The following is a 24,603-nucleotide window of genomic DNA, read 5'->3' as shown; positions in this document are numbered from 1 at the left end:
TGGTGCCTGCCGACCTGCGGCGCGACGCACAGCGCCATTGACCGGGAACCGGGACCATGATTTGGCGTTCGGGCGGGGCGGCAATCCCCACGGTATCAAGGCCGCGCGGCGGCTCGTGGCGCCGTGCAAGCCAGCTGTGCCCGGTCACGGGGCGATTTGCGGATCGAACGGGGCGGCACCCGTTGCAGATCGGCGAGCCCGTACAGGAAGCAGCGCTTTCGGCAAACGGGAGTTCCTGATGCAAGAGTTGCTGCAAACAATTCGCGCGCTCATCCTCGCCGGGGCGCGCGCTTCGCCTGCAGTGATGCCTGCACGACCGCGGGTGTACCGAGTGCCGCATGGCTCACGTTTGGTGCCCGCTTCGCGCGCCGGCCCGCCTTGCCAAGAGAGCGCCGATGGTGGTACCTGGCGACGGCGATGCGCCGGGCAGCCGGGATGATTCCGCTGGAAGACAGCAGACCTGCGGGGCTGCCTGGCCTCAGCGCGGCATGAGGCCGGTTCAAGGCGCCCCGGGACGGCGCTGTGTCGGTGCCGGCGCGCGTGCCTAAGCGCGCTTTCCCAGCCAGGCGATCAAGCCCGTGGTGCCGGGTGGCTCCAGCGCCACGCGCAGGCTGCGCCCGACGGCATCGCTGACCGCCTCGGCAGCCAGTGCGCCGGAGCGCGCGGCACTCTCCATGGAGAACGGAAGCCCCGTGTCCGTCCAGTCCCCCGCGACGAACAGGCCGGGCAGGCTGCTGGCCGTCGGCGGGCGCAGCGATTCGTTGCCCGGGACGGCGCAGGGCACGGCCATGGGGATACGGTGCACGCGCGTATGCAGCACCCGCGCCTTGCGGGCGCGCGGCGCGAACTGCAGCAGTTCGCGGCGCGTACGCTGCACCAGGTGTGCATCCTCCAGCCGATGCGCCTCGGGAACGTGGATGGCGTTGCTCGCGATCACCGAGGGGCCGCCCGCCAGATCGCCGCGAATGTTCACCAGGTCGTAGAAGTCGGTGTTGAGGTCCTGCGGCGCGTAGACACGGGCCCAGAAGCGGTCGGATGTCACCTTGCGGTCCAGCCACAGCAGCGTGCTGACGTAGGGGCTGGGTGCGAACCAGTCAGGCCGCGCCGCCGGGAAGGCCGAGGCCACGGCCGGATCATCCCGCGCCAAGTGGGCCAGCGCCTGCGGTGGCAGTGCCAGCACGCCGGCGCGGGCTCGCAGCAAGCGTCCACCTGACAGCACGAAACCGGCGAACCGGCCTTGCTCGACCGCCACGGCGTGGACTTGTTCTTCGAGCCGCAGCTGTCCACCGGCCTGCTCGACCATGCGGTGACAGCCAGGCACGAACAGGTCGGCCAGCGCAATACGCGGGAAACCGAAGCAATAGCCGCTGCGTCCGACCAGCAGGCGGAACACGCGCATGACCGACGCGGCCGAGCAGCGCGCCAGCGGCAGGTTGAGCAGGGCCAGCATGGCCGATGTCCAGAACCAATGGATGGAGCGCTCGGACACACCCATGGAGAGCAGGTAGCTGAGTGCGTCCAGGCCGTCCAGACGACGCAGTTCAGGCGAAGTCAGGCGCGCGGCGGCCCAAGCCACGCGTGCGTTCGACAGGAGGTCGAGGGGCGACGCAGTGCAGCGCCTGGCGCAGGTTGGCCAGGCCGTGCAGCGGTGCTGGCCACGCGGGTGCGCGCATGCGCAGCACACGGCCGGCGTCCAGCAGTGTGATCAACGGCTCGGGCTGCCACACGATCTGCTGCGTCGTGCCCGCGAGCTGCAGCAGTGCCAGGTAGTTCCTGTGCTCGCTGGTGATGACATGCGGGCCGATGTCGACCCGCATTCCGGTCTGCTCGTCGAGCCAGCTGGCCGCGCGCCCGCCGGCGTAGGCCGCGCGCTCGCACACCGCCACTCGGAGCCCGGCACCGGCCAGCACGCCAGCGCAGCCGAGCCCGGCCACCCCGGCGCCGGCGACGGCCACGTCGAAGCGTTCCTCCGGGTCCGGGCCGCGAAGGTCGGACATGCGCGTCAGCGTGGGCCCCGCGTGCGGGTGTCGAAGACCTGCATGGATCCTCCTGCGTGTTGGGCCGTCCCCAGCTGTCGAAGCGAAGGCTGCGATGCCACCGAAAGCGTAGCGGCGTTCCGCGGACGGACTGGCAATCGGTGTACCCGTCTGCCGGTGGGCAATTCGGTCTCCGGAAGACTGACGTGCACCGGCTGCACCGGCTGCAAGGTCTGCTGCCTTGCACCGTGGACGCGGCGCACGCCAGGCCTCGCGCCAGACCCGCTTCAGCGCCGGACTTTCGGTACCGCCAGCTGTCGCACGAGGCTGCGCACCGAGACGACCTCGAGCTTGTGGGTTTCCCTGAACTGGCGCAGTGCGGCCTCGTTGCGCTCAGGCGTCTGCGACGCGACGGCTTCCTGCGGCACCACCACGTCCAGGGCGCGCAGGCCCGCCTCCATGGCGCTGGCCATGACGCACTGGTCGCTGGAGATGCCCGTGAGGATCAGGCGGTGCACGTCCAGGTACTTGAGCAGCGAGGCAAGCGGCGTCTCGAAGAAGCTCGACTGCATGGGCTTGAGCACGAAGTAGTCCTCCGGGCCGGGCGCCAGGCGCCGTGCGATCTCGCCGCCCTTGCCGCCGCAAGCCAGCGCGCTGTCGACCAGGGAGCGGAAATCCGAACGCCAGCGGCCGCGGTTGTCGTTGCAGTAGATCGTGGGCACGCCCGCGGCCGCGCAGTGGCTCTTCAGCTGCGCGATCGGGGCTGCGATGGCGACAGCGCAGTGCATCAGGGCGTCCGCGTCGGGAAAGTCCCAGCAGCTGATCATGTCGATGATCAGCAGGGCGGTGCCATGTGCGGCACGATCGGACGACAGGGAGTCCGGCGGTTTCGGGTCGGCGGGACGGGTCATCGATCTGGGCACGTCGCTCGTTCAGTCGTCTTGTCCGACGCGGTGCCGCCGACGGTGTCGGCCGTGGTCGGCGCGTGCGCGGCGGCCGGTCCGGCTGCCATGGCGCCCGCGGCCATGCAGATCGTGAGAAGTGACCGGCCTGGCCGGGTGCGGGTTCGAGTCGCTCGCATGAGAGGTTCTCCATGGTGGTCTGAGAGTGAAGTGTCAGGCCTGACCGGCAAATGCGATGCCGCGCCGCGCGACCGCGTCCAGCCGCGCGGGAACGCCGATTGCTACCCATCTGCAATGGCGCCCGTTCCGATCCATCCGAATTCATCCCCCGGCCTGTTGGTACTCCCCGGCTGGGACGACGACGGCCAGCACCAGTTCGACGTCTTGCGGGTACGGCTGGAAGGCCACGGCTGGATCTGCCGGCGTGCCGACCTGCCGGACAGCAGCTGGCCTGCGGCCCGGCGCGCCCAGGTCAGTCGTGCATCGGCACTGCACCAGGCGCTGCAGAAATTCCGTGCCCTCGAGCGCGCCGTGCACGGCGGGCCGATCTCCGTGGCCGGGTTCAGCTTTGGAGCCTACGTGGGCGCCTTCCTGGCCGTCGCCAGGCCGGTGCGCCATCTGATCCTGCGCTCGCCCGCGATCTACGCCGATGCGGACTGGTCGGCGCCCAAGGAAACGCTGGACCGCGATGTGGTGGCGCGCTATCGCGAGCAGCATCTCGCACCCTCCCAGAACCGGGCGCTGGCGTGCTGTGCGCGCTTCAAGAGTGATGTGCTGCTGGTCGAATCCGGCAACGACCAGGTGATGCCACTGGCCGTCGCCGCCAGCTATGCGGCGGCCTTCACGCGCGCCCGATCGCTGTCGCGCCACACGCTGCCGGGCGCCGACCACCAGCTGACCGACCCAGCCTGGCTGGAATCGTATGGCCGGCTGGTCGTCCGGTGGCTGAGCGAGCGGCTCGCCGACGGTCAGGCAGGGGAGGAGGAGACCGAACCCATGCGCAGCGCCGCAGCATCGGCGCGCTGATGCCGATGCCGATCGACGTGCGGATCAGCCTGCCTCCACCTCGCAGCGCGGCGGCAACCGCGCCCATGCTGCGTGCCCAGCTCGCACGGGCGAACAGGCTGGCGGCTGGCCAGGACGGCGCCATGCGCCACCACCGCAAGTGAGTACGGTGGCCGCCAACTCTGCCCCCGCGCCGCGTGGCAGGCCGCAGCTGCAGCTGGCCCTGCAGGGGGGCGGTGCGCACGGCGCGTTCACCTGGGGCGTGCTGGACCGCCTGCTCGATGAGGAGGCGATCGACATCGGCCGCGTAAGCGGCACCAGCGCCGGGGCGCTCAACGGCGCTGCGCTGGTGTGCGGTTTGGCCGCAGGGGGGCGCCAAGGCGCCCGTTCCCACCTCAGCCGCCTTTGGCACGGCATCGCCACGGCTGCGATCCCGATGACCTGGATGCTGTCGCCGCTGCGCAAGCCGGGCCTGGGCATCTGGGACGACGCCATGCCGCTGCTGTCGCCCTACCAGGCCAATCCGCTCGCGCTCGAACCGCTGCGGCTGGTGCTGTCGGGCATCGTGGAGACCAAGGTGCTCAACGCGCCGGGCCCTACGGCCCTGTTCACCAGCGCTGTCAATGTGAACACAGGTCGCTGCCGGGTGTTCGGGCCGGGCAGCCAGAGTGTGCAGGCCTTGCTCGCATCGGCGTGCGCGCCGCTGCTGTTCCAGGCCGTGCAGATCGACGGGCAGGCCTACTGGGACGGCAGCTATGCGGGCAACCCTGCGCTGTGGCCGCTGTACGAGCCGTCGCCCGATGTGGACATCCTGTTGGTGGAGCTCACGCCGCAGGAGCGCGACGAAACGCCAGTCACGGCCAAGAACATCCTCAACCGCATCAACGAGATCGCCTCTATCCAGGGCATGCTGGCCGAGTTGCGCACCATCGATAGCGCGAACCGCGCCGCCGACGGCGCCGGCGTCAGGCTGCATGTGGTGAGCCTGCCCGACGGCGGGACGCCGCTGGAGACCGAGCCGTCGATCAAGCGCACGGTGAGCATGGAGCTGTTCGAGGCGCTGCGCCAACGCGGGCATGCGGCCTGCGAGCGCTGGCTGGCTGCGCGCGCCGACGCAGGCAGCCTGCCGCCGCCGGTCGACCTCGCGGCGCGCTACCTGGCGCGCGGCGGAGCCCAGGAACGCGGCTTGCCGCGGCCTGGTTCCCAAGGATCCGAGCAGCTTCCATGACATCGAACCACACCACGCCGCCTGCGGCCCGCCTGCACCGCGCAACGGCATCCGCCGTCGGCATGCCATGAGCGAATCCCTGCCTTGCACCCGCCCTGACATCCGGCTCTTCGGTACGGTCGACCAGCAGATGGTGAGCGAGTTCTTGCGCCAGCAGGCCGAGGCGCCGACCGATCGCGCCCTGGTGCTGGAACTGTGGACCCTTGGCGGCGACGCGGACGCCGGCCGCCGCATCGCGCAGGAGGTCCGCCAGTGGCAGCGCGCCGGCCAGGAGCTCTACTTCTTCGGCAAGTCCAACGTGTACTCCGCCGGCATCTCCATCATGGCGGCATTCCGGCGGGAGCGGCGCTTCCTGTCGCAAGACTGCGAGCTGCTGATCCACGAGCGCAAGCTGCAAATGGACCTGCAGCTCCAGGGCGCACTGCGCTCCTGCGCCACGCAGGTCAGGAACGTGCTCGCCGAGATCGAATCGGGCCAGCGCCTTGAGCGCGACGGTTTCGCCGAGTTGGTCGAAGGCGCATCCATCACGCTGGGCGACCTGCAGGCCCGGGTCTGGGAGAAGGACTGGTACCTCGCCGCCGCCGAGGCGCAGCACCTGCGCTTGGTGGCCGGGCTCGTCGCCTGAGGTGGCGCCACCGCTGCGCCGCTTGCCCGCTCCCCGCTCGGGCGGTCGACCCCATCGGCCTGCATCAGCAGTGACACCAATGCAAAGGCGGCCCGGCGCGGTCACGTCCCCGATCGCTGACAGCCGGGACGCGGCCCACCCATCTGCGCTGCGCGCCGTCGGCGGTGCCGAACCGGCTGGGCGGCAATTCACGCGCACAGATGCGCAGCGCGAGTGCGGGGGCTCCCGCCTCGGCCAGGCGGCGTCGTGGCGAGTCCGATCCTGGTGTACTGTTGGCGCGGCGGCGTGGTTGACCAGGTGGACTGGATGTTGCCCCGAGACTCAGGGCGTGGTGCGCGCGCATGCACGAATGGACGCTGTCCAGCGCGCGACTGCAACTGAAGTTCATGACGTGCACGGCCGGCGTCCGTCGGTCGACCTGCCGGGACCGCCATTTGCCCTCGGTCTGCCTGTCCGGATCCACGGACTTTCAGCCCAGATGGAGAGGCCCATGAGCAAGAAGCTTGATTTCCTTCGCGACGAGCAGTCGCGTCAAAAGCACCCCGAGAAGGACCAGGTCGGCAGTCCTGCCCAACTGCAAACCCGTGCCGCGCAGCATCACCAGCAGCCCGATCAGCAGGAGCCTGGCACGGGCAAGTTCGCCAACGACCACAACAAGACCGGGAACCAGGCGCCGACCCAGACGAACCAGGGCCGGCGCACGCCGGCCAGCAGGCATGACCGGCAAGCCATGGGCGCAGGTCCGCAGAACCAGATCTCGGCGCGCAAGGGCGGCGGAGGCGCCGGCCGCACGCCACGCGGCAGCGGCTGAGTCGCACGGGTGCTGTGCGATCGATGTCGATCGCGACGCAGTCTGCCGCGATCGGCTCGCGGCAATCTTCCCGGCTCGGTCGCGCTGCGCGCCTGAGGGCCGCAAAGATGAACGATTCAACGGGCCTCGCGCTGTCACTGTGGATGCGGGTGGTCCTGCTGCGCGGACCGTGGCGGGCTTTGCGGACTGAAGGTGCCAGCGCCCCACCGCGATCGAGCGCAGCAGCGCAGGCGGGAATGGACCCATTGTCTTGCGATGTTTGTGCAGATGGCAGTGCGCTGAGGGCGCTGCTGCTGGAGCCGACAGTTCCCATGATCGCGGTCTTCGCGGTCTTGATTGACGGGCACGAGTTCACGGTGTGGCTGGCGCAACGCGTCGTCGTCGACCGCCATCGAGCAGTGCCGTGCGAGCAAAAGGGGCACAGCTTCCCGGAAATCCCGCCGATGGCGAGGCTGCTTCTCCTGACACGGCTGCCGCCGCCCGATGGTGCAGGTGGACCGGTGGACTGCGGTTGCGGCCTGACTCGCTGCCGGACCCGGGCGGGGCCACGGTCACCGGCGCGGTGCTGGCGCCCAACCTCGGCCCGCTGCTGGAGGCGCGGTGGCGCTGCATGCGCCGCGCGCGGACCACTGCAAGCGCCGGAGCCGCTGCCGCGGCTCGGCGTCGCGGCGATGGGTCAGCTCTCGACCGCTTCCTCGATGGATGCGGCCTGGCCCAGTGTGCCGAGCTTCTCGTCGGTCGCTTTCTCCTCGCCCAGTGACGCTTCGAGCAGCGGCAGCGCATCCTTGAAACCGAGCTTGGTCGCTAACAGCACCAGGGTGGTGTAGCCGGCGATCTCGTAGTGCTCCACTTTCTGTGCCGCCCCGATAAGCGCCACGTCCAGCACCGGGCCCTTGTCGATCTCGTCGATGAGGTCGTTGCCTTCCTCGACCAGGCCTTCCATTGCGGCGCACTTGATGCGCTTGAGCTTGAGGCCCGTGAGCTCGACGATCCGGTCAATGCGCTCGACCTGCGCGCGCGTTTCCTCCAGGTGGTCGCGGAAGGCCTGGGCCAACTGTTCGTCGGACGCGGCGCGCGCCATCTTGGGCAGCGAGCGGGTCATCTGCTTTTCGGCGCTGTAGGTATCCGACAGCTCGTGGATGAACAGTTCCTTGATCGTCTTGACAGCCATGGTGAACTCCTTTGTACCAGTGGAAAAAAAGGGGAGAGAGGGGACGGCGGGCTTCGCGAATCGGCCCGCGTGCGGGTGATGATTCAATGCACTGACCGGACGGGATGTAGGTCCTCCGGAGGCCGGCGCATCGGCGGCGGCGGATGCCCGTGTCGGATCGCATTGACACGCTCGCACAGGAAGCGGACGCGCAAACCGGTGCGCGGCAAGGCCGGTAGCCGACGCATGTCGATCGAAAGGTCTTGCGCAGACGCCTCGCAGCGCGCGCAGTGAGCCAGCTTGTTCACTGCCAGCGCCATCAGGGCCACCGCGAAATCCTCGCCCGGACAGCGGTGGTGCAACGCTGCATCGCCGCCGCCCTGGGGCACGAAGCTGAAGCGTCCCGGCGCGGCCCGCAGGAAGCGGGCGGGCCGGAAGGCGTCCGGCTCCTCCCAGTGCTGCGGATCGCGGTTGGTACCGTACAAATCCAGCAGCACCCGTTCGCCGTCCCTGAAATCCATACCATCCGCTTCAAACGCGCCGTGCACCCGCGCCGTCGCCGCCGGAAAGAACGGGTAGAAGCGGCGCACCTCCTGCACGAAGGCCAGCACGCCGCGGTCGCTGTCCAGCAGGCCTCGTCCTTCTGGATGCAGCACCAGCGCATGCTGGCACCAGGTGACGAAAACCGATACCGCGACGATCGGGCGCAGCACGTTCAGAAGCTCCACGGCCGCCACCTGGGTAGGCAGCCACGCGCCGCCCGGGTCGCGGTGCAGGGCGAGGGCCAGCGCTGCACCGCCCGGGCGGAACACCACCTCCTCGTTGCGTGCCCTGTCGATGCAGCGGCCAAGCCAGCGCTCCAGCCACTTGCGGGACGCACGTGCCCGCAGGTGGCCCGGCACGGAGGAGGCCGCGCGGTCGAACAGGTCCACCATCGCCGCTTCGCAGCGCGCATGGTCGGCGCCGGACGGCATCGGCACGCCGGCCCACTGCATGGCGGTCTCGAAGAGCCAATGCTGCATGAGCGGATACAGCGGTTCGCCGTTTGACGCATCGGCTGCACTGCGCAGCTGCACGCAGTGCGCCCAGCGGGCCTCGGCCGCCTGCAGTAGCGCGCCGACCGCCGGGCCGTGCAGCAGGTGCAGGAATACCGCCTTGCGGTGCTGATGCGCCGCGCCGTCGAGTGTCTGCACACCGCCGCGCCCCAGCAGCGTGGCCAGCAGCGCGCCGGGTGCAGCATCGTGGCGCATCAGCTGCGGGGATTCGTAGAACACGCGCGCTGCGGCCGTACCTGTGAGAAACGCGGTGGGCTGCAGCAGCAGGCGGCCGCGCACGCCTCGCGTGCCGTGTGCCGCGCACGCGCGCGAGATGAAGCGGTAGGGGTCGGCCGCCAGGGCCAGTGTGCTGTCCCAGGCCGCGAGGCGCCCCCAACCGGGCCGGATCGATGCGGCGGAGGATGTCGTGTGTGCCATGCAGGCGTGCGGCAAGCCACATTCCCGCGCCGGACGACCGGTCCGTGGCGCCGGTCAGCGGCGCAGGCGCCTGACCAGCACCATGCCGGCCAGCACGACCGCGCCGGCGCCGATGCCGAAGGCGATGTTCAGCAGCGCACGTGCCGCAGCCTCCCAGAGTTCGCCGCCGGGCCAGACCGCCGTGGCGGCTGCCATCTGCTCGATGCCGGCATGCAGCGCGGTCACACCGTGCGTCAGGATGGCTCCGCCGACCAGGAACATCGCCGCTGTGCCGGCCACCGAGAGCGCCCGCAGGAACCAGGGCGCGGCGGCGAGGATGCCGCGCCCGACTGCGGCCCGTGCACCGGGCTGGCGGCTCAGATACAGCCCGGCATCGTCCAGCTTGACGATGACCGCGACCAGGCCGTAGACGCCCACCGTCATCAGCACGGCCACCACGGCCATCACGATCACCTGGGCGAGGAACGGGCTGCCCCTCACGGTGCCCAGGGTGATGGTGATGATTTCGGCGGAGAGCACGAAGTCGGTGCGCACCGCGCCGCGGATCCGGACCTGCTCGAGGGCGCGCACGTCCCGCAGCGTGCCGGCCGCGGCGGTCGTGCGCTGCGGGTCGGCCGCGCTCGCCTCGCCAAGGCCGTGCAGCCACGGCGGCGCCAGCTTCTCGACGCCTTCGTAGCACAGGTAGGCGCCGCCGAGCATCAACAGCGGCGTGATCGCCGAGGGCGCGAACGCGCTGATGGCGAGCGCGGCGGGCACCAGGATGGCCTTGTTCCGGAAAGAGCCCTTGGCGACGCCCCAGACCACCGGCAATTCGCGGTCGGCCCGCAAGCCCGAGACCTGCTGTGCATTGAGCGCCAGGTCGTCGCCCACCACGCCGGCGGTCTTGCGGGCGGCCACCTTGGCCAGCACCGACAGGTCGTCGAGCAATGTCGTGATGTCGTCCAGCAATGCCAGCAGGCTGGTGGCCATGGTGCTCCCGGGCGCGCGGGACCAGTGCCGCAGCGCGCAGATCGGGCAAAGGGCATGCCGAGAACCACTGCGCCGGCAGGCCGCCGGTCTCGCTGGCCTTCGGTACGGAGCGGCTGGATGGGCTCCGGGCACCGTTGACGCGCGCGGCCGATCAACCGGAAATTCTTGCGGCCACTCTTGCCGACGCCGGCAGCAGCTGCCCGCCTAGGCCGGCGGCCCCAACGGGCATCTGTCTTGCCGCACCGCGCGCAGGCGCCGCGCCGAGAGGCTGCAGGAGCCGCCCCCCCCCAACCCCCTGACGAAGGACCGCAATGACCACCCGAGCCGAAGACAACCTGATGGACTGGCTGCGCGATGCGCACGCGATGGAAGAGCAGGCCGAGAAGATGCTCGCCGCCACGGCTGCCAGACTGGAAAACTACCCGATTCTCAAGCAACGCATCGAGCAGCATCTGCAGGAGACGCGGCGCCAGGCCACGCTCGTGCGCAGCTGCATCGACCGGCGCGGAGGTGACACCTCAGCCGTCAAGGACATTACCGGCCGCATCGTCGCGATGGCCCAGGGCATGAGCGGGATGTTCGTCTCTGACGAAGTGGTCAAGGCCAGCATCAGCAGCTATGCCTTCGAGCACATGGAGATCGCCAGCTACCGCACCCTGGCAGCTGCGGCAGCCGTCTGCAACGATGCCGAAACGCAGCGCGTCTGCGAGGAGATCCTGCAGGAAGAGATCGCCATGGCAGACTGGTTGGCGCAGCAGCTGCCCGCGATCACCCGCGAGTTCCTGTTGCGCGACGAAACCCCCAACGCCACCGCAAAGCACTGAAGCGCGGGCACGATGGCGGCATTGCACATGCCCCGGGGGAACGCATGAGCCGGCATGCAGCACATGCTGATCGCCTGGAGCGCAAGCCTCAGGTCGAGAAAGGCGGCGTGGGCGCGGTGCCACGCACACGGTCGTACAGGGCGACACCCCGCTCAGGTTGCCGCACGAGCAAGACGCGTCGTCCGACGCCAGGAGCTGAGAGGCGTCCGCCGACATGCCGCTTGCCGCAGAGGATGCAAGCGCTGGGCACGCCGGCGCCCCGCGCGGCATGTAAAGGAATCACCCCTTTTCCTGCAGTGCCCCCCGGGGCGGGCCCCGGTGCTGCGTCGACGGTCCGGCGAAGCAGGTGCCGGGAATCCGGTTTGCCAGGGCATTTGCGGCGATTCCGCCAACACCTCAGTCAACAGGAGAGACACCATGACACAGCAGAACAAGCAGCAAGGCCAGAAGAACCAGCAGGGCCAGAACAACCAGGGGGGCCAGCAGGGACAGAGCAATCAGAAGGGCGAGCAAGGACAAAGCAGCAAGGGCAACCAACAGGGCCAGAACAAGCAAGGCAGCCAGAACGGCCAGCAAGGACAGAACCCGACGCGGCAGGAGCGCTGACCGCGTGCGCCTCTTTTGAAATGCGCCCCATATGTCGGTGGCTCTGCAACGGGTCGCTGCGGCGCACGCCGACGCGGACCTTCACCCTGCCGCACAAGCGCGCACGGCTTGCGTCGCCATGATCGCTGCATGACACGCCGCTCGCTTTCGCCGCCCCGGCCGCCATCGCCTGCGATGCGCACCGGCTTGATCGCCGGCGGCGCCGCCAGCTTTCTCTCAACGCTGGTGTTGCTGTGGCGTGGCGAGCGCGATGTCGGCAGTTGCAGCGCACCCACCAACGCCACAAGCCACTGGCTGTGGCGCGACGAGGCTTTCGGTGTCCATGTGCCGACTTGGCGTCACACGGCGACCGGCTATGTCATCCACCACGGAACCGCCACGCTCTGGGCAGTGCTCTACGCCTGGCTCCACGGCAACCGTCGGCGTGCCCGGTCGGTTCCGGCCGCGCTGGCCGGTGCGGCGGTCGCTTCCGCTGTCGCCTGCACCGTCGACTACACGCTGACGCCCAAGCGCTTCACGCCCGGCTTCGAGCACCATTTGTCGAAGTCCTCGATGGTGCTGGTCTATGCCGGCTTCGCGCTCGGTCTGGCCGCAGGCTGCCTGGCAGCGAACCGCGGCCGGCGCTGACGGCCGGGTGCGCAGGGGGGAATGGTGCGGGTCGTGATCGTCGGCGCCTCGGGCTTTCTCGGCCATGCACTGGCCGACGCCTTTGCGCGCGAGGGTGAACCGCTGCTTTGCACCTCGCGCGACCCCGGCGCCGCAGCCGGCGCGGCGCGCTGGCCGGTGACGCACGCGGCTTGGCTCGCCGTGGACTTGGCCAGCGTGCCCGACGCTACCTTCTGGATGACCCATCTGCGCCCGGGCGACGTGGTGATCAACGCCGCCGGCATCCTGCGCGAACACACGGCGGGAGACTTCGACGCGGTGCATCACCGCGCGCCCGCGGCGCTGTTCGATGCCTGCGCTGCCTGCGGTGTCCGTCTGGTGGTGCAGGTGTCCGCGCTTGGCGCCGCCGACGATGCAGCCAGCGGCTACCACCGCAGCAAGGGTCTGGCAGACCGCCATCTGCGCGGCCTGCAGATCGCATCGGCGATCGTGCGGCCGTCGCTGGTGTGGGGTAGCGAAGGCGCCAGCGCCAACCTGTTCGCGGCCCTGGCCGTGCTGCCGGTGCTGGCTTTGCCCGAAGGCGGGCGGCAGCCGCTGCAGCCGATCCATCTGGACGACGTGGTCGCGGGCGTGCAGGCATTGGTGCGTGCGCGGCCGGTCGGCACGCGCACGGTCGCCTTCGTCGGCCCCGCGCCGGTGAGCTTCCGCGGGTACCTGCGCGACCTGCGGCGGCAGCTCGGATACTGCGGCGGCGCCCGGGTGCTGCCGATGCCGCGCGGCCTGTTCCTCGCGGGTGCTTCGCTGGCCGGCCGATCACGCCACAGCTTTCTCGATGCCGAAACCGCCGGCATGCTGCTGCGGGGCAATGCGGCGCCTGCCGACGACATCAGCCGGTGGCTGCAGCGCCCGCCGCGCGCGCATCGCACCTTCATCGCGCCGGCCGACGCCGAGCCGTTGCGCCAGCGCGCGTGGCTGCGCTGGCTGGCACCCCTGCTGCGGCTGTCGATCGCCTTCGTCTGGATCTGGACCTTCGTCGTGTCGATCGGCCTCTACCCGCGCGCGCAAAGCCTGGACCTGCTGGCGCAGGTCGGCGCGCACGGCGCCTGGGCCGAACTGCTGCTGAGCGCTGCGGCGCTGTTCGACCTCTCACTGGGGATCGGCACGCTGGCCTTGCCGGCGGCGCTGCGCTCACGCCTGCTGTGGCCGCTGCAACTGCTGCTGATTGGCTTCTACATGGCAGCCATCACGCTGACGATGCCGCATTTCTGGCTCCATCCCTTCGGGCCGCTATCTAAGAACCTGCCGATGTGCGCAGCGATCGTCGTGGCCTGGGCGCTCGACGGGCCGCCCCGCCGCCGCTGAACCCGCTCGCACCATGGAATACCTCGTCGTCAAATGGCTGCATGTGCTCTCCTCGACCGTGCTGTTCGGCACCGGCATCGGCTCAGCGTTCCACCTGTTGGCGAGCACGCTGTCGCGCGACGTGCGTGCGGTGGCCGTGGTGGCGCGGATGGTGGTGCGGGCCGACTGGCTGTTCACCGCCACCACGGCGTTGCTGCAGCCACTCACCGGCTTCTGGATGGTCCACCTGGCGGGCTTCCCGCTGGCCACGCCTTGGCTCAGGCTGTCGATCGTCGGCTACGTGCTCGCGCTGCTATGCTGGTTCCCGGTCGTGTGGCTGCAGATCCGGCTGCGGGACCTGGCCGCAGCGGCGGCGCGCGAGCAGACTCCGCTGCCGCGGCGCTACTGGCAGCTGTTCCGCTGGTGGTTCGCGCTGGGCGTGCCGGCCTTCCTCCTCTTCGTCGCGATCTTCTGGCTGATGGTTGCCAAGCCGGCGCTCTGACCGACGTGGCCATGGACACGCTATGTCTGCGCCGTGTCCTCCGTCCATTCATCGGCCGACCACCATACGTCGTCGGCGCGAATCGTGACCTCGGAGCCGGCGTCGCGCGCCCCGAACTGGAGGGCCAGCGCATGGAAGCGCGGCATGTGCCTGTTGAGCGTTCGGAGCTGATCGGCACCGTCGTGCGGCCGCGCGCCCAGCTTCACCAGGGCGTCCTGTGCAACGTGCATGATCAAACGGCGCCGATGCAACCGCACACTGACGGTGTAGCCACCGAAGGCCTCAGGAGAAGTTGGGTTGGTCATGCGGGTTGTCAGGGCTGGAAGCGGAGGGGGCATCGGGGCGTCATGCGAAGGCGGATTTCGCACGGTGTTCCCGGCAAGAGACGTGCCGTCATGCCGGAGTCGCCGCGCGACGGCAATGCCCGGTTGCTGGCGATTGGGCCGCACTGCAGCATCGGCGCGTCGCCGCCGCGGTGGATCCACCTCGCGAAGCATCACGCCGAAGGTCGTGTCGAAGTGCATCAACCAGTAGTCACCGGCTGTCGGCCATGCACTTCGACCCGCCGGGACGCGGCCTCTTCCGCCGGCACGCGAAATGCAGCGTCGGGCGCCTGAACACCGGTTCGCAAGGGACCGGCGTGCATCGCAGCGCAGTCCTGGACCAAACACCGACGCGGTCTGCAGATGGGGCGGCCGTGCAGTCCGAGTTGGAGCGTGCGCAGGAATGCCGACAGCTCGCGCGCGAAGCTCCTGCAGTGGGTCGGATCGTCTCCCCGTGGGGCAGGATGCAGTTCGTTCCATCGGTCCCGATCGCCGCGGCACGTCCAATGCCGTGTCGCCGCCGGAGAGCAGCACCGCCTTGCTGGCCAGGTGGCCCGAGTCCTGGTAGCCCGGTAGCTCTGCTCGCCGTGGTCCGCAGCAGGCCAGGGGGCCTCGCGGCAGGTCGGGTCCTGTTGCTGTGCGGGCTGGTTCAAGGGTGCGTGCTTTCAGGAACTGAAGAAGAGGAGAAGAAGAGAAGTACTGAAGGCGAGGTGCGATGCCCCTCAGGCGTCTCCGACGATGACCGTCACGGGCCGCTGCCTTCGCAATCCGGGGAATCGGTGCAGGTCAGGCGGCCGCTGCCACCGCAGCGTGGGCAGGGGCCCTCGCCACTTTGCGGCGTGCCGCTTGGTGTCTCGTCGGCTGAGTGCGCCGGCACGGAGTCGGGTGGGACGGAGGAGGCGGAAGAGGTCAATGACATGGCCGGTGGCTGGGGCAGCGGAGGTGCCTGCGACTCGGTCGCGGGACCGTCGGGCATCCGGTTGCTGTTGCCTGTGCATGACCCGCCACCCTTTCTGGAAGCCCCTGCTGATGAGTGCCGACGCCGCCATCGGGCGCCGCATTTCATCAACGGGCCGAGCTTCTGCGCCCGGGTGCAGGGGCGCGAAGGGGCGGTGGACAGACTTGCGCGAGCCCGCGCGCCCGCGGCGCGCCTGGCGGCGCATCGCGTCGTCCTGAAGTCGATGAATGCCGAGCGCGTGCGCTTCCCCGATGCGAGTTTCCACTGCGTCAGCGCGCCCTATGTGCTGTCGGTCACGCCGCGGCCGGCGGAAGTGGTGCGCGAGATTCGGCGCGTGTGCAAGCCAGGCGGAACGATCGTGGTGCTGCGCCATCTGAGCGGCAGCCCGGCGTGGTATTTGCTGAAGAGGGCCGTGCTCTTCCGCCGACCCCGTAGGCTTCCGCTCCGACTTCCGGTACGAGGAACAGGTCCTGGCGCATGACTGGCGCGTGTGCTGACGCTGGAACCGGTCAACCTCTTCGGCTGTCGCACCTGGGGGGCTTGCGCACCGGGCCTGAGGGCGCAGGCGATCTGCCTCGCTCGCCGGTGCCACACTCCGTCAGATGATACCGATCGCCGTCGTTGCGTCGCTCGCACTGGTGGACCCATCGAGGCGTCGCCGTGGCCTACCGATGACGCCGTTCGACATTGCGGCCGGGGTACGTGGCGGACTACTACTTGGAATGCAGTCCGCTGATATCACTTGCGCACCATGCCGAGCAGAGCAAGGTGCCCGCGTCAAGGCGATCCCCGTGCGCTTGCGCTGGGCGCGCGCCGGCATTGAACGCTGACATTCATGCGTGTTTCGCGCGGGCTGAGGCGGCACCGCGGCGCCGCCGCACGGCCCGCCACCCCAGCGCGGCCAGCACCAGCAATGCGGCCGCCGCGGCCACGGGTGCCATGACGGGCTGGACCTTCGCCAGGAAGGGCCGCGGGCCACCTGCCCGCGTCTGCGCCACGTCCTCTGCGCGCACCGACACGGCCGGGTTGCCGAACTGGCCCAGCACGTAGTTCGCGAGGTCGGCGATCTGCGCGTCGGACAACTGGTTGACGCGCGAATCCTTGTCGAAGCGCGGCATCAACACCTGTCGGCTGCCCACCGTGCGTTCGACCCCGAACAGGATGGCCGCGACGAGGTTGTCGGCATGCACCGAGCCGGTGGTGGTGTTGCCGAACAGGGCGGGATAGAACTGGCTGCGGCTGCCGCTTCCGTCGGGCTGGTGGCAGCTCGCGCAGTTGCCGCTGAACAGCGCGGCGCCGCTGCCCAGGCTGTCGCGCTCGTTCGGCCCGGAGGTGCCGCGCAGGGCCGGCTCGAGTTGGGACGGCTTGCCATAGTCGGCGGTTGACCGCGCCTGCCGCGGCTCCACCTGCGGCGGTACGGTCTTCAGGTAGGCCACGATGGCCGAAAGATCCTCGACCGCCAGATGCTGAAAGCTCTTCTCCACGGCCTCCGCCATGGGACCGCTGGCCTGCGACCGTCCAACGACGTGACCGGTGCGCAAATACGCCAGCAGTTCGGCGTCACTCCAGCGGCCGATGCCGCCCGCGTCGGGCGTGATGTTGGGTGCGTAGTAGGCGCCGACTTGTCCTCCAGCCAGAAAGCGCCGGCCTCGCTCGGCCATCAGTGCGTTGCGCGGCGTGTGACAGGTGCCGCAGTGGGCCAGCGCGTTCGCGAGGTAGGCACCGCGGTTGACCTGCTGGCTGCGCGATCCGTCGGGCACGAAGCGCCGGTCGTCCAGGAACATCAGGTTCCACACCGCCATCGACGCGCGCACGTTGAACGGAAACGGCAACCCGGTCGCCGTCGGCGCCTCGTCAACCGGGGCCACGCCGTGCATGAAATAGGCGTACAGCGCCCGCGTGTCGTCGTCGGTCAGCTGCGTGTACGCGGTGTACGGCATGGCCGGATACAGGTGGCTGCCGTCGGCGCGCACGCCCTGGCGCAACGCCCGGGCGAACTGCGCCTCGGTGTAGTGACCGATGCCGGCTGTCTTCGACGGCGTGATGTTGGTCGCGACGATGACGCCCAGCGGCGACTGGATGCTGTAGCCGCCAGCGAAGGGCTTGCCCGCATTCGTGTTCGTATGGCAGGCGGCGCAGTCGCCGGCGATGGCCAGGTACCGGCCCCTCTCGACCAGCGTGGCATCGGCTGGCGCGGGCGCGGTCTGTGCATCGGCCGGCATGCCGAACCAGTACGCCAGCAACAGCGTCACCAGCAGGAGGCGCTGCAGCAGCGATTGCCACCATGCGCCCGTAAGCGACACGCCGGGGGCCACTGCGTCGTCGCGCTCCACGTCACCGCCCTCCGCTCAGCGTACGCGCCACGTCGTCGGCCGAGCGCAGGCCCAGCGCGACCATGCTCAGCGTGCTGTTCACCACGCTGGCCGAAGGCATTGCCGAGCCGCCGGGCAGCCACAGGTTGGCGTGGTCGTGCGCGCGGCAGTTGCCGTCGACCACCGAGTCATTCGGGTCCGCGCCCATGACGGTCGAGCCCATCACGTGGTTGTTGGCGTTCAGGCTGCTGGTGATGTGGAACTCCACTGCGCCGAACAGGCTGCCGATGTGTTCGAGCTGGCGGCGCGCGGCCTCGGCGCCCTTGTGTACGTAGTCACCGACGTCGTAGTGGATGTCGGGGCATGCCAGCCCCAAGGGATCGCGCCGGGTGCGGCTCAGCGTGAGCCGGTTGCCCGGCTCGGGCAGCGGTTCGAGGCTGATCGACAGGTCGACGCCGTGCGCGGTGCGCCGGCGGATCTCGTCGTCCAGCTCGCGCCCCACCAGGCCCAGCTTGAGCGCCTGCGTGGTGGCCGGCCCGACCCGCGTGATGTTGTTGAGGATCATCTTGTTGGCCGAGTACTGCGCGCGGAAGGCGCCGTCGCGCGGACCCACCAGGCAGCTGCTCTGTGCCGGGCCGCGGCCGGTCCAGATCGGCTCGCGCGCGAGGAAGGTGCAGTGGAAGCCGGAGTGATCCATCATGTTCCGGCCGACCTGGTCGGAACGGTTGGCGATGCCGTTCGGGTTGCGGTCGTTGGCCGCGAGCAGCAGCAGCCGCGGCGTCTCGACCGCGTTGCAGGCCAGCACGAAGGCTTTGCCGGATGCCCGGTGCGAGCGGCGCTGCGCGTCGTACCAGTGCACGGCGCTCACGCGATTGTTCTCGTCGGTGTCGATGCGGTAGACCACCGCCTCGGCCAGCACCGTGGCGCCCTTGCGCTCGGCCGCCTGCACATGGTGGATGCCGTTGTACATCGCGCCGATCGGGCAGATCGGTTGGCAGTTATTGTTGCCGCAGCAGGCCGGGCGGCCCTCCCAAGGAATGGTGTTGCGGCCCTGGGGAATGGGCACGGATCGGTAGCCGTGTGGGTTGACCACCTCCGCAAAGCGGCGGTCGCCGTAGCCCCACGGGATCATGTCCATCGGGTAGGGGCGGCTGCGCTCGACGGGCGACTGCTGCGCTGGATCGTTCGGGCCCGCCACGCCCATGCCCTCTTCGGCGCGGCAGTAGTAGGGCTCCAGTTGGTCGTAGGTGATGGGCCAGTCGCGCCCGACACCATAGACGCTGCGCATGCGCAGGTCGACCGGCAGATGGCGCCACGATGAGGCCGCCCAGTGCCAGGTGGTGCCACCGACCACGCGCAGGTAGCCCTGCAGAAAACTGCCGCCGCTCGGGCCGCTGGTGGCGACGTAGTCGTTCTTCGGAAAGTAGAGCGGCGCGGGCGCCAGCGGCGACTGCGGATAGAGCCCCTGGTAGTCCGAGCCCACCCGGTTCTCGAAGGGCATGTTGCGCCAGTTCTCCACCACCTGGGCGCGGTCGATGCGCGGCCCGGCCTCGAGCACCAGCACCGAGTGGCCGGCGGCGGCGAGCTGGTCGGCGATCATCGCGCCGACCACGCCGGAGCCGACGATCACGGCGTCGGCGGTCGCATCGCCGGCGGCGTCGAAGGCCACGCCGCGGCTCACTTCGCGCCTCCGGCCGGCGTGCTGCCTTGCGGCTCGGTGCGTGGCGGTGGTGGCGAACCGGTGGTGGGCATCGGGAAGCCGGTGGTCGGCGGCGCGGTGGCTGCCTTCTCGACGGGTGGCGACACGCCGATGGGCGGCGGGTCGCGCGTCCACCAGGCGGGGCCGTCGGCGCAATAGGTGGGCGCGGTCTGCGCATCGCGCACCAGCGCATACATCAACGCGTCGGCATAGGCGACCACCGACGCACGGCCGCCGCTGCCCACCGTGCCGGTGTACCAGGCCGCCACCACCGCCAGTGCGGTGTCGCGCAGGCCGGCTTCGCTCGCGCTGGTCAGCAGGGCACTCGGGTCGCCCGCAGTCCTGGCGAGTTGCGCAAGACGCTGCGCCTGCATCGGAAAGTCGGCCGACCGCTGCGCCATGGCTGCATAGATGCGCTGCGCCGTTTGCGGTGCCAGATCGCCGTGGCCAGTCATGCTTCGAGAGAAGGCAAGGAAGCCGGCCTCCGCCGCGTCCAGCGCTGGCGGCGCGACGGCCGCGGCTTGCTGTGAAGCGGGCGCTCTGCGCATGTCCTCGACAGCCGCCGCCGTTGCCGTGGCCGCCAGTCCCAGCCAGACGACCGCCGCCCGGCGCGAGACGCCCGGGGCGGCGCCGGCTTCGCAGGCACGGTGATTCGCGTTCGACGCGTCCAGCGCATCGGTGTCAAACGTCGGTCTACAGAAGGCCACGGGCGCGGTCGATCAAATGAAAAGTTGAAGGGCTCCGCGCAGGTGGGGCAAACCGTGTGCCCGCGCCTTCGACACGCCACTCGCCAGCGATCGTCTGGAACAAGCCAACCGACAAGTCGGGCCCGCCGAATTCATGCCGCGTCGCTATGCAAAAAACTGCAGTCAATCCTTCCTGCGCCGTCACCTGGCCCACGACCCTCATTCATCGCGTGGGGAACGCAGCAGGAGCGGCGACCTCGATGCCGGCAGGCACCCGGGCACGCAGCTTGCCGCCCGTCCGACGACGGGAACACGACCATGTCCGATTCGACTTTGACGCCCATCCAACAGGCCGCCCTCTCGGTCCGGCTCGACGCGCGGGAGCGCGAGCTGCAGGCAGAGGTTCGCGCGGTCAACGAAGAGGCTGCGGAAACACCCTCACGCGAGCCGCACCTGCAGGTCGGCGACCTTAGGGAACAGGGTGAGGAGCGCATCCGAGATGCGGCGCGTTACGCCGAGAAGGAGCGCGACATCCAGGAACTGCGCCAGATCGCCGAAGCGCGCGAGCGCCTGCACGGCGGCAGCTACGGCCTGTGCATCGACTGCGGCACCGCGATCCCGTTCGCCCGGCTGGAGGCGCTGCCGTTCAGCGAGCGCTGCGTGCCCTGCCAGGAGGCGTACGAGGCGACCCACCCGACGGGTGTACGCATTCCCGTGGCGCGATGAGGCGCGGGCCCCCCGTCGTTTCTTTTTGTCTTTCCCAACCCGAAGAAGATTCCATGGCAAATGGATTGAAGCCACTTGCAGAACAGGTCATCGTCATCACCGGCGCGTCCAGCGGCATCGGCTTGTGTACCGCACGGATGGCCGCCGAGCGTGGCGCGTCGGTCGTGCTGGCCGCGCGCAGCGACGCGGTGCTGGACGACGTGGTGCAGGAGCTCTCCAAGAACGGCGCGAAAGCGCTGGCGTGCGCGGTCGACGTGGCCGATCGTCAGCAGGTGGAGGAGGTCGCCGCGCGTGCCATCGCGGAATTCGGGCGCATCGACACCTGGGTCAACGATGCAGGCGTTTCGATCTACGCGCGGATCGACGAAGTGAGCGAGGAAGACGCCCGCCGGCTCTTCGACACCAACTTCTGGGGCGTCTTCAACGGCTCGCTCGCCGCGTTGCCACACCTGAAGGGGCAGGGCGGTGCGCTCATCAACATCGGCAGCGAGGTCTCGGATGCGGTCATTCCGCTGCAGGGCATCTACTCGGCCTCCAAGCACGCCGTGAAGGGTTTCACGGACGCGTTGCGGGTCGAGATCGAGGACATCGACAAAGCGCCGGTGTCCATCACGCTCATCCAGCCGACCGCGGTCGACACGCCGTACCCGGAAAATGCCAAGAACTACATGGACCGCGAGCCGAAGCTGCCCGATCCGATGATCGAGCCTGAAAAGGTGGCCGAAGCCATCCTGAAGGCGGCGGTCGAGGGCGGGCGCGACGTGAAGGTCGGCGCGATGTCGGTCCTGAATACGACCATGGCCAAGATCGCGCCATCGCTGGGCGACAAGATGTCGGCCAAGCAGGCCGACAGGCAGCAGAAGCCCGAAGCGCCGCACGACCCGGAGGGTGCGCTGTACGAGGCCAGCGGGTCGGGCCGCGTGCACGGGGAAGGGAAAAAAGGCTGAGCGGCTTGCGACCCGTTGTGGCCCGATGCAGGGTCGTCGCGCGGGCCGCGCTCGCGCGTCAACCCGCCGTGGCCTGGCCGATGATGCGCGCCAGCATGGAGCGGCCGCCCGCACCGCGCTTAATCACGGCCCGGCCGAACTTCTTCGCCTGCTCGAAGTTGATGTGCGGCGGCAGCGCAGGCACGTTCGGGTCGGTCTTGACTTCCAGCAGGACCGGGCGGCGTGCAGCGAGGGGTTCCTCCCAGGCAGGCCGTGGTGCGCATGGCGGCACGTGCCTTGCCAGGGGGACGCACTCCCACTTCAGGCTCGCCCGATGCGCCAACACCTTGTCTTCGTCCGTGCCGGCCGGCACTCGCTCCACCGGCAAATGCTCGAGGAAGACCCCGGACGCAATTGGGACTGCTGCATCAACGCTTGGGCCGGCGCCAGCGAGGCAGACCGCGGCGATCCCGATGTCGAGATCTTTTGCGACGAGAGCATCAACAAGTTCGAGGCGTTCCGGGCGTGGAGCCGGCGCAGCGCCGGCCCGCGGTACCGCTTCCACCTGCTGCTCGACGACGACCTGCTGTTTTCACCGGGTGACGTGTCGCGCTTCTTCGATTGGTGCGAGAAGGCGTCGCTGTATGTGGCCCAGCCGGCGATCGCCTGGGGCAGCCACGCCAACCACCTGATCAACATCCGCAATCCGTCGTGTCGCGTGCGGCGCGTGAACTTCGTCGAGGTCATGGCCCCGTGCTTTTCGCAGGCTGCGCTCGATGAACTCATGGAGCCGACCTTCCTGCTCACCGCATGCACCTGGGGCATCGACTACGCGTGGTCTTCGCTGCTGCAGGGCCAGGGTCGGCTGAGCATCGTCGACGCCGTCCCGATGCAGCACACCAAGCCAATGGACCGGGCGGGCGGACCTTTTTACGACATGCTGCGCCGTCGAGGCATCGACCCGGGGGAAGAGCTGGCCGCAGTGCATCGCCATCTTCCACGATGGGGCGACATGCGCACTGAGCCGGAGGGGCACCACTACCGGTGGCCGATGCACGACGGCTTCAACCGGAACCTCGTGACGTGGATGGAGAGCCGCAAGATCGCCCTGCATCTGGCGCGCGGCGGCACCATCGCGCCGCAGCGCCCGATTGCCCAAGACGAAGAGGAGGCGCTGGCCGCCTGAGCGCGCGCCAGCACCACCGGCCAGGCGCCCATGGCCTTCAGTCTGTTCCACCTGCTTGCATGCGTGCGTGCGCGGCAGCGCCAGCCCGGCGGGAGCGCCGGCGCGTTGACCGCCGCCCAGGCGCGCCTGTTGCGCGACGTGCGGCCGAGCGGCCTCGGGAGTCTGTATTTCGGAGCCGAAGACGCGACGGCGCGAGACGCGGGGGGCGCGCCGGGCGCGTCGCCCCGACCGGGGCGCACACCGACCAATGCTTAGCGCGCTGCTTCCGGTCCCCGAGGTGTCCGCCGAGGCACTGGCCGCCGGCAAGCGCAAGCTCGTCTGGGACGCGGCCTGGGCCAGCATCACCGGCGCCTGGTCCGGCGGCGTGGTGCTGGTGGCGTTCGCGCTCAGCCTGGGGGCCGACCCGATGACCATCGGCCTGCTCGCCGCCATCCCCTTCATGGCGCAGGCGGCACAGTTGCCCACCACGCTCTTGGTGGAACGCCTGCGGCAGCGCAAGCTGATCGGCGTGAGCGCCGTCACCGGCGCGCGGCTGATCATCCTCCTGCTGGCCGTGCTGCCGTTCCTGCCGCAGGCCGGGCCGCGCGTGGGCCTGCTGGTCGGCGGGCAGCTGTTGGTGGCGGTGCTGGGTTCGGTGGCCGCGGGTGCCATCAATTCCTGGATTCACCAATTGCTGCCGGCGGCGAGCCTCGGTGCGTTCTTCGGCCGCCGTCTTCTCATCGCCAGCGTGCTCGCCTGCGCCGGCACGCTGTCGGCCGGTTTCCTGATCGACCATGCGCCCTTCGGCGATCCGCGCCTGGCTTATCCCGCGGCCTTCGTTGGTGCCGGCGTGGCCGGCCTGGCGAGTTCGTGGTGCCTGGCACGGACGCCCGAGCCGCTGATGGCGCCACCGGGGCCGCACCCCACGTGGCGGACGATGCTGGCCGAGCCGCTGCACGACACCAACTTTCGCCGTCTGCTGATCCTGCTGGGCGCGTGGAACGTGGCGAGCAACATCGCCGCACCCTTACTCACGGTGTACCTGCTCCAGCAGCTGAACTACGGCCTCGGGACGGTGACGACGCTGTGGGTCACCAGCCAGTTCGCCAACGCCGTTGCGTTGTACCTCTGGGGGCGGCTGTCGGACCGACTGTCGAACAAGGCGATCCTCGCCGTGGCGCTGCCCGCGTACTTCGCCAGCATGCTGGGCCTGGTGTTCGCTGCCGCTGCCGATCTGGCGGAGGTCCGGCTCGTGCTGCTGTACCTGCTGCACGTGCTGATGGGCGCCGCATCGGGCGGCATCGGTTTGGCGACCGGCAACATCGGCCTCAAGCTGGCACCGCAGGGCCGCGGCACCGCCTACCTCGCCGCCATTGGCCTGGTGGCGGCGCTGGCCGGCGGCGCCGCGCCGTTGCTCGGCGGCGCCATTGCGCAGTGGCTCGCCCAGAGCGAACTGGCACTGATCGCTCGATGGATCTCTCCCTCGCGCGCCGAAGACATGGTGGTGCTCGGATTTGCCCACTGGGAATTCCTCTTCGCGCTGTCGGCCCTGCTCGGCCTGTACGTGATGCATGCGCTGTCGCGCGTCTCGGAAGGCGAGGAGATCAGCGAGCGCGTGGTGATGCAGGAGCTCGCGCTCGAAGCGCTGCGAACGGTCAATCACCTGTCGTCCATCGGCGGCATGATCGGCGGCGCGCTTCCGTTCTCGCGGGTCTCGCAATGGCGGCGCGAAATACGGCGCGACATCCGGCGCGGCCGCGGCGCCGCGCCGGACTGAGGTGCTTCAGGCAC

25 protein-coding genes are annotated in these 24,603 nt (G+C 69.6%); 14 read left to right on the top strand and 11 right to left on the bottom strand.

Translation table 11 applies throughout. From position 1 onward, the window contains the following. Positions 1–544: 544 nt before the first annotated feature. From A9977_RS34275 to A9977_RS12730, 3 genes are all read right to left on the bottom strand, one after another. A complete protein-coding gene (locus A9977_RS34275; RefSeq protein ID WP_310936126.1) occupies positions 545–1,576 on the bottom strand; it encodes an FAD-dependent oxidoreductase in 1,032 nt (343 codons plus the stop codon). After that, the gene (locus A9977_RS34270) at positions 1,542–1,997 is read right to left on the bottom strand and encodes an FAD-dependent oxidoreductase (protein WP_259651937.1); all 456 of its coding nucleotides are present in this window, start codon (positions 1,995–1,997) and stop codon (positions 1,542–1,544) included. The genes A9977_RS34275 and A9977_RS34270 overlap by 35 nt, the downstream gene beginning before the upstream one ends. 266 nt (positions 1,998–2,263) lie before the next feature. Beyond that, entirely contained in the window at positions 2,264–2,887 is a 624-nt protein-coding gene (locus tag A9977_RS12730; RefSeq protein WP_183025204.1) for a cysteine hydrolase family protein, read from the bottom strand. Between the two features lie 285 nt (positions 2,888–3,172). Between A9977_RS12730 and A9977_RS12725 the strand changes: the two genes are divergently transcribed. From A9977_RS12725 to A9977_RS12710, 4 genes are all read left to right on the top strand, one after another. Beyond that, positions 3,173–3,904, top strand: coding sequence for an alpha/beta fold hydrolase (locus A9977_RS12725; RefSeq protein ID WP_183025203.1), 732 nt, complete (start codon positions 3,173–3,175; stop codon positions 3,902–3,904). Between the two features lie 148 nt (positions 3,905–4,052). Then, positions 4,053–5,111 (top strand): patatin-like phospholipase family protein, encoded by a 1,059-nt coding sequence (locus A9977_RS12720; RefSeq protein WP_183025202.1) that lies wholly within the window; start codon positions 4,053–4,055, stop codon positions 5,109–5,111. 67 nt (positions 5,112–5,178) lie between these two features. Further along, entirely contained in the window at positions 5,179–5,736 is a 558-nt protein-coding gene (locus tag A9977_RS12715; RefSeq protein ID WP_183025201.1) for a peptidase S14, read from the top strand. Between the two features lie 490 nt (positions 5,737–6,226). Next, complete coding sequence (locus A9977_RS12710) at positions 6,227–6,547, top strand: hypothetical protein (RefSeq protein WP_310936125.1); 321 nt, start codon at positions 6,227–6,229, stop codon at positions 6,545–6,547. 676 nt (positions 6,548–7,223) lie between these two features. Here the strand turns inward: A9977_RS12710 and A9977_RS12705 are convergent. From A9977_RS12705 to A9977_RS12695, 3 genes are all read right to left on the bottom strand, one after another. Continuing rightward, positions 7,224–7,718 carry a ferritin-like domain-containing protein gene (locus A9977_RS12705; protein ID WP_183025200.1) on the bottom strand — a complete coding sequence of 165 codons (495 nt, stop codon included), beginning with the start codon at positions 7,716–7,718 and terminating at the stop codon, positions 7,224–7,226. Positions 7,719–7,801: 83 nt separating this feature from the next. Beyond that, a complete protein-coding gene (locus A9977_RS12700; protein ID WP_183025199.1) occupies positions 7,802–9,169 on the bottom strand; it encodes a cytochrome P450 in 1,368 nt (455 codons plus the stop codon). A gap of 54 nt (positions 9,170–9,223) precedes the next feature. Beyond that, positions 9,224–10,138, bottom strand: a complete 915-nt coding sequence (locus A9977_RS12695; RefSeq protein WP_183025198.1) for a DUF808 domain-containing protein — start codon at positions 10,136–10,138, stop codon at positions 9,224–9,226. A gap of 311 nt (positions 10,139–10,449) precedes the next feature. Here A9977_RS12695 and A9977_RS12690 point away from each other — a divergent pair, with 311 nt between their 5' ends. The 5 genes from A9977_RS12690 to A9977_RS12670 all read left to right on the top strand — a co-directional run bounded on the left by A9977_RS12690 (position 10,450) and on the right by A9977_RS12670 (position 14,017). Further along, positions 10,450–10,962, top strand: a complete 513-nt coding sequence (locus A9977_RS12690; protein WP_183025197.1) for a ferritin-like domain-containing protein — start codon at positions 10,450–10,452, stop codon at positions 10,960–10,962. Positions 10,963–11,379: 417 nt separating this feature from the next. Then, positions 11,380–11,568 carry a hypothetical protein gene (locus tag A9977_RS12685; protein ID WP_183025196.1) on the top strand — a complete coding sequence of 63 codons (189 nt, stop codon included), beginning with the start codon at positions 11,380–11,382 and terminating at the stop codon, positions 11,566–11,568. A gap of 129 nt (positions 11,569–11,697) precedes the next feature. Then, positions 11,698–12,195, top strand: coding sequence for a hypothetical protein (locus A9977_RS12680; RefSeq protein WP_183025195.1), 498 nt, complete (start codon positions 11,698–11,700; stop codon positions 12,193–12,195). Between the two features lie 21 nt (positions 12,196–12,216). Beyond that, positions 12,217–13,536 (top strand): SDR family oxidoreductase, encoded by a 1,320-nt coding sequence (locus A9977_RS12675; RefSeq protein ID WP_220811729.1) that lies wholly within the window; start codon positions 12,217–12,219, stop codon positions 13,534–13,536. 13 nt (positions 13,537–13,549) lie between these two features. Beyond that, positions 13,550–14,017 (top strand): DUF2269 domain-containing protein, encoded by a 468-nt coding sequence (locus A9977_RS12670; RefSeq protein WP_183025194.1) that lies wholly within the window; start codon positions 13,550–13,552, stop codon positions 14,015–14,017. A 20-nt stretch (positions 14,018–14,037) separates the two neighbouring features. On the opposite strand, the gene A9977_RS34075 is transcribed toward A9977_RS12670, so the two are convergent. Beyond that, on the bottom strand, positions 14,038–14,541 hold the full coding sequence (locus tag A9977_RS34075; RefSeq protein ID WP_220811727.1) for a hypothetical protein: 504 nt from the start codon (positions 14,539–14,541) through the stop codon (positions 14,038–14,040). Positions 14,542–15,257: 716 nt separating this feature from the next. On the opposite strand from A9977_RS34075, the gene A9977_RS12660 reads away from it, so the two are divergent. Further along, positions 15,258–15,779, top strand: a complete 522-nt coding sequence (locus A9977_RS12660; RefSeq protein ID WP_183025192.1) for a class I SAM-dependent methyltransferase — start codon at positions 15,258–15,260, stop codon at positions 15,777–15,779. A gap of 352 nt (positions 15,780–16,131) precedes the next feature. On the opposite strand, the gene A9977_RS12655 is transcribed toward A9977_RS12660, so the two are convergent. The 3 genes from A9977_RS12655 to A9977_RS34265 are packed head-to-tail and all read right to left on the bottom strand — an operon-like array spanning position 16,132 to position 20,016. Beyond that, positions 16,132–17,631 carry a c-type cytochrome gene (locus tag A9977_RS12655; RefSeq protein ID WP_310936124.1) on the bottom strand — a complete coding sequence of 500 codons (1,500 nt, stop codon included), beginning with the start codon at positions 17,629–17,631 and terminating at the stop codon, positions 16,132–16,134. 1 nt (position 17,632) lies between these two features. Continuing rightward, positions 17,633–19,291 (bottom strand): GMC family oxidoreductase, encoded by a 1,659-nt coding sequence (locus A9977_RS12650; RefSeq protein ID WP_183025191.1) that lies wholly within the window; start codon positions 19,289–19,291, stop codon positions 17,633–17,635. Continuing rightward, a complete protein-coding gene (locus A9977_RS34265) occupies positions 19,288–20,016 on the bottom strand; it encodes a sugar dehydrogenase complex small subunit (protein ID WP_183025190.1) in 729 nt (242 codons plus the stop codon). The genes A9977_RS12650 and A9977_RS34265 overlap by 4 nt, the downstream gene beginning before the upstream one ends. 297 nt (positions 20,017–20,313) lie before the next feature. Between A9977_RS34265 and A9977_RS12640 the strand changes: the two genes are divergently transcribed. Together A9977_RS12640 and A9977_RS12635 are read left to right on the top strand one after the other, a co-directional pair. Further along, positions 20,314–20,721: a TraR/DksA family transcriptional regulator gene (locus A9977_RS12640; protein WP_259651936.1), complete on the top strand. Its 408-nt coding sequence runs from the start codon at positions 20,314–20,316 to the stop codon at positions 20,719–20,721. Between the two features lie 53 nt (positions 20,722–20,774). Continuing rightward, on the top strand, positions 20,775–21,668 hold the full coding sequence (locus tag A9977_RS12635) for an SDR family oxidoreductase (RefSeq protein WP_183025189.1): 894 nt from the start codon (positions 20,775–20,777) through the stop codon (positions 21,666–21,668). A gap of 58 nt (positions 21,669–21,726) precedes the next feature. Here the strand turns inward: A9977_RS12635 and A9977_RS34260 are convergent, their stop codons facing one another. Continuing rightward, positions 21,727–21,852, bottom strand: coding sequence for a hypothetical protein (locus A9977_RS34260; protein ID WP_259651935.1), 126 nt, complete (start codon positions 21,850–21,852; stop codon positions 21,727–21,729). Positions 21,853–21,981: 129 nt separating this feature from the next. On the opposite strand from A9977_RS34260, the gene A9977_RS12630 reads away from it, so the two are divergent. Next, positions 21,982–22,833, top strand: a complete 852-nt coding sequence (locus A9977_RS12630; protein WP_183025188.1) for a hypothetical protein — start codon at positions 21,982–21,984, stop codon at positions 22,831–22,833. Between the two features lie 277 nt (positions 22,834–23,110). After that, a complete protein-coding gene (locus A9977_RS12625; RefSeq protein ID WP_183025187.1) occupies positions 23,111–24,589 on the top strand; it encodes an MFS transporter in 1,479 nt (492 codons plus the stop codon). Positions 24,590–24,603 lie beyond the last annotated feature (14 nt).

This window comes from Variovorax sp. UMC13 (assembly GCF_014170375.1).
Classification (GTDB): domain Bacteria; phylum Pseudomonadota; class Gammaproteobacteria; order Burkholderiales; family Burkholderiaceae_C; genus Variovorax.
Note: the sequence above shows the minus strand (reverse complement) of the source record. Positions and strands in the feature narration are given on the sequence as shown.

Bases quoted from the DNA above. Each gene is read 5' to 3' on its own strand.
- A9977_RS34270 (WP_259651937.1), bottom strand. From the start codon at position 1,997: ATGTCCGACCTTCGCGGCCCGGACCCGGAGGAACGCTTCGACGTGGCC.
- A9977_RS12730 (WP_183025204.1), bottom strand. From the start codon at position 2,887: ATGACCCGTCCCGCCGACCCGAAACCGCCGGACTCCCTGTCGTCCGAT.
- A9977_RS12725 (WP_183025203.1), top strand. From the start codon at position 3,173: ATGGCGCCCGTTCCGATCCATCCGAATTCATCCCCCGGCCTGTTGGTA.
- A9977_RS12715 (WP_183025201.1), top strand. From the start codon at position 5,179: ATGAGCGAATCCCTGCCTTGCACCCGCCCTGACATCCGGCTCTTCGGT.
- A9977_RS12710 (WP_310936125.1), top strand. From the start codon at position 6,227: ATGAGCAAGAAGCTTGATTTCCTTCGCGACGAGCAGTCGCGTCAAAAG.
- A9977_RS12705 (WP_183025200.1), bottom strand. From the start codon at position 7,718: ATGGCTGTCAAGACGATCAAGGAACTGTTCATCCACGAGCTGTCGGAT.
- A9977_RS12700 (WP_183025199.1), bottom strand. From the start codon at position 9,169: ATGGCACACACGACATCCTCCGCCGCATCGATCCGGCCCGGTTGGGGG.
- A9977_RS12695 (WP_183025198.1), bottom strand. From the start codon at position 10,138: ATGGCCACCAGCCTGCTGGCATTGCTGGACGACATCACGACATTGCTC.
- A9977_RS12690 (WP_183025197.1), top strand. From the start codon at position 10,450: ATGACCACCCGAGCCGAAGACAACCTGATGGACTGGCTGCGCGATGCG.
- A9977_RS12685 (WP_183025196.1), top strand. From the start codon at position 11,380: ATGACACAGCAGAACAAGCAGCAAGGCCAGAAGAACCAGCAGGGCCAG.
- A9977_RS12680 (WP_183025195.1), top strand. From the start codon at position 11,698: ATGACACGCCGCTCGCTTTCGCCGCCCCGGCCGCCATCGCCTGCGATG.
- A9977_RS12675 (WP_220811729.1), top strand. From the start codon at position 12,217: ATGGTGCGGGTCGTGATCGTCGGCGCCTCGGGCTTTCTCGGCCATGCA.
- A9977_RS12670 (WP_183025194.1), top strand. From the start codon at position 13,550: ATGGAATACCTCGTCGTCAAATGGCTGCATGTGCTCTCCTCGACCGTG.
- A9977_RS34075 (WP_220811727.1), bottom strand. From the start codon at position 14,541: ATGCACTTCGACACGACCTTCGGCGTGATGCTTCGCGAGGTGGATCCA.
- A9977_RS12660 (WP_183025192.1), top strand. From the start codon at position 15,258: ATGGCCGGTGGCTGGGGCAGCGGAGGTGCCTGCGACTCGGTCGCGGGA.
- A9977_RS12640 (WP_259651936.1), top strand. From the start codon at position 20,314: ATGTCCGATTCGACTTTGACGCCCATCCAACAGGCCGCCCTCTCGGTC.
- A9977_RS12635 (WP_183025189.1), top strand. From the start codon at position 20,775: ATGGCAAATGGATTGAAGCCACTTGCAGAACAGGTCATCGTCATCACC.
- A9977_RS12630 (WP_183025188.1), top strand. From the start codon at position 21,982: ATGCGCCAACACCTTGTCTTCGTCCGTGCCGGCCGGCACTCGCTCCAC.